Origin of the sequence: Allomesorhizobium camelthorni (assembly GCF_011045125.1) — a bacterium.
GTDB lineage: Bacteria > Pseudomonadota > Alphaproteobacteria > Rhizobiales > Rhizobiaceae > Allomesorhizobium > Allomesorhizobium camelthorni.
Genome location: NZ_JAAKZF010000204.1, coordinates 1 through 2,662 on the forward strand (window position 1 = coordinate 1; position 2,662 = coordinate 2,662).

At 62.1% G+C, this 2,662-nt stretch carries 3 protein-coding genes and 1 tRNA gene; 2 read left to right on the forward strand and 2 right to left on the reverse strand.

Going from position 1 to position 2,662, the window contains the following annotated elements; all coding sequences use genetic code 11:
• Positions 1 to 201: 201 nt before the first annotated feature.
• Positions 202 to 277 (forward strand) — tRNA-Trp (locus G6N73_RS35185).
• A 134-nt stretch (positions 278 to 411) separates the two neighbouring features.
• On the opposite strand, the gene G6N73_RS35190 is transcribed toward G6N73_RS35185, so the two are convergent.
• Positions 412 to 984 carry a peroxiredoxin-like family protein gene (locus G6N73_RS35190; protein WP_165034467.1) on the reverse strand — a complete coding sequence of 191 codons (573 nt, stop codon included), beginning with the start codon at positions 982 to 984 and terminating at the stop codon, positions 412 to 414.
• 129 nt (positions 985 to 1,113) lie between these two features.
• Between G6N73_RS35190 and G6N73_RS35195 the strand changes: the two genes are divergently transcribed.
• Positions 1,114 to 1,695: a TetR/AcrR family transcriptional regulator gene (locus G6N73_RS35195; RefSeq protein ID WP_165034468.1), complete on the forward strand. Its 582-nt coding sequence runs from the start codon at positions 1,114 to 1,116 to the stop codon at positions 1,693 to 1,695.
• Between the two features lie 121 nt (positions 1,696 to 1,816).
• Here the strand turns inward: G6N73_RS35195 and G6N73_RS35200 are convergent.
• The coding region (locus G6N73_RS35200; protein ID WP_206079267.1) for an adenylate/guanylate cyclase domain-containing protein at positions 1,817 to 2,662 on the reverse strand (846 nt) is incomplete at its 5' end.

A 2,662-nucleotide genomic window follows, 5' to 3' on the forward strand; every position in this document is an offset into this window, starting at 1 on the left:
TCGGACGAACGCTGTCTATCGAAAGGGCGGTCCTCGGGCCGCCCTTTTGTTTGGAACGGCTGGCGTTCCCATATGCATCTTCCGACTGATGGAGCGGGTTGCCGGCAGGCGAAGGCATTGTCGCCCGGTCGCAAACAACATCGTGAGGCAAACACCGGACTTGAGTTCTTTCCCGCTTTGTGAAATGAACGCGTCCGCGATAGGGGTATAGCTCAGTTGGTAGAGCGGCGGTCTCCAAAACCGCAGGTCGCAGGTTCGAGCCCTGCTGCCCCTGCCAGTACCAACCCATTGATTCTTAGCGCAGAGTCTGCCGCGGGCCATCGCGATTGGATGTGGCTCCGCGGGCCGAGACGTGAGCGGCCTCCTTGCGGTCGGCCGCCACCGCCCGCGCCGAAGCGATTGGGGTCTGGCTTATTTCGCTTCGGCAGGCTCAAAAGATGCATCGACCTCGCCGCGAGCCGGGTAGTTGTTCTTCAGCACGAAGTCGATCGCGGCCAGAATGTCCGCAAAATGGGGACGCGCGAACGGCATGGTCTGTACGCTGCCGAAATAGAGCGTACCGTCCGGCCGTACCAGATAGAGCGCCGGTTCAGAGAAGAGTTCAGGCTCCTCAACCCCGATGGACGTCTTCCCACGGCCTCGGGATACATAGAGGCCCCATTCGCGCGCGACCGGCAGGGGCAGGCCGTAGCCGATGCGAAGCTGCGGTAATTGCCAATCGAGGCTCGTCTTGACCGCCCGCTCTTCGTTGTCTGTCGAGATCGCAACGACCGAGACGCCCCGGCGCTCAAACTCACCAAGCTTGGCTTCGAGATCTTTCAGATGCGTCCTGCAGACTGGACAATGCAGCCCGCGATAGAAGACGATCAGCGAGAAAGCCGCAGGGGCCTCCTTGCGGATATCGTAGGCGCCTCCCCCGGCAACCGGCACCTGCAGTTCGGGGACGGTCTGGCGTGGAAGAAGATGGGAAAAAGAAGTGGTCATCGCACGCGTCCTTCTGTGGCCCATGCCCGATGGGCAGGGATTGTAATTTTAGATCGGTCGATATAAAACTTGCACAGCTCGACCGGCTCGGCAAGGGGCGAGGCATGGAACCGGGTTGGAGAGGATCGAATGGGGCGACCGCGAGCATTTGATCAGCCGGCAGTACTGGCTGCGGCGACGGATCAGTTCTGGCGCCGCGGATATGAGGCGACATCCGTGCGGGATCTGGCGAGCGCGATGTCGATCACCGGCGCCAGTCTCTACAATGCCTTCGGCGACAAGCGTTCCCTGTTCCGGCGCTGTCTGGCAATCTATCTCGACACCCATGCGCGGCGGCGGATCGCGGAATTGGACGCCAGCGCTGATCCGATCGACGGGCTCCGAACCTTCTTCGACGATCTCGTGGAGGCTTCACTGAGGGATCGCCGGGGCTGCCTTCTCGTCAATTCGGCGATCGAGGTCGCACCCTGGGATCCGGAACTTGCGGAGCTGATCGAGTCGAGCCTGAGCGAAATCGAGGACGGCTTCTATCGCGCACTGCAACGGCTTCCCGCCGGAACCCCCTTTCAACGCTCGCGAGATGCTCGGGCGACGGCACGGCTGATGCTGTCGGCCGTAGTGGCCTTGCGAGTGTTGGCACGCGCGGGTGGCGATGGGGACCGGCTCCGGGGTATCGCCAAATCGGCGGTCGCGCTGGCTGGAGTTCAGTAAGCCGCTGCGCGACAACGAAGCTGCGAGCGCGATCATGCATTGAAGTCAGCTAGAGGGCGAGTTTTTGCAGCGCGTGATTCCGGGGAGTTGTGGAGTATGCGGCGCCACAAGGGTACATCCGCTATTTCGATTCCATGACGGTCACAGGCTGCCAGCCGTCATCGGGGGGATGTTTGCACAACGACTGGCAGAGGCTGATCATCCGGCGAGACGGAGGGTCATCGCCGCGCGCCGCCAATGTCTCCTCGAACTTGCTCTCCGCCTGGCGCCACTGCCGCGTTCGATAAAGTGCAAGGCCAGCCTCATATAGTTCTATCCACGACGGCTGCCCCTCCTCGGTCAAACCAACGAGCTCGAAAATCGCGATTCCGCCCGCGCGGCCGTAAACGGCAATTCGGTCGAGCTCGCGGACGACGATAGCGGTTCCCGCCGCGTTCCGGACGTCTTCGCCGAGGATGATGCTGGTCCCGTAGAGCTTATTGGCGCTTTCGAGCCGGCTTGCGACATTCACCACATCGCCGATGGCCGTATAGTTCAGGTGCGTGGCCGATCCTATGTTGCCGACAAGCGCGATACCGCTGTTGAGCCCGATGCGCACGGCAAGCGGTCGCCCCGCCTCATCCCTCGGTCCGGTCTCGGCCAGGGTTCTGCAGATCTTCAGAGCCGCCCTGCATCCAGCAATAGCATGGTCGCCTCTTTGGCGCGGTGCGCCCCAGAAGGCCATCACCGCGTCGCCAATGAACTTGTCGATCGTGCCGCCCTCGGCTTCAACAGCCTGCGATGCAAGATCAAGGTACGCGCTGATGACGGGCACGATGTCCTTGCCCAGACGCTCGGAGAGTCCGGTGAACCCGGCGAGGTCAGCGAAAAGTATGGTGAGGGGCCGCATTGCCCCGCCTGGTTCCGCCTCGACACCCTCCGTGACGAGGGTCCGTACGAGATCTGTCGGGATGTATTTGGCAAAAGC

Coding starts and splice junctions, on each gene's coding strand:
- G6N73_RS35190 (WP_165034467.1), bottom strand. CDS start 984: ATGACCACTTCTTTTTCCCATCTTCTTCCACGCCAGACCGTCCCCGAA.
- G6N73_RS35195 (WP_165034468.1), top strand. CDS start 1,114: ATGGGGCGACCGCGAGCATTTGATCAGCCGGCAGTACTGGCTGCGGCG.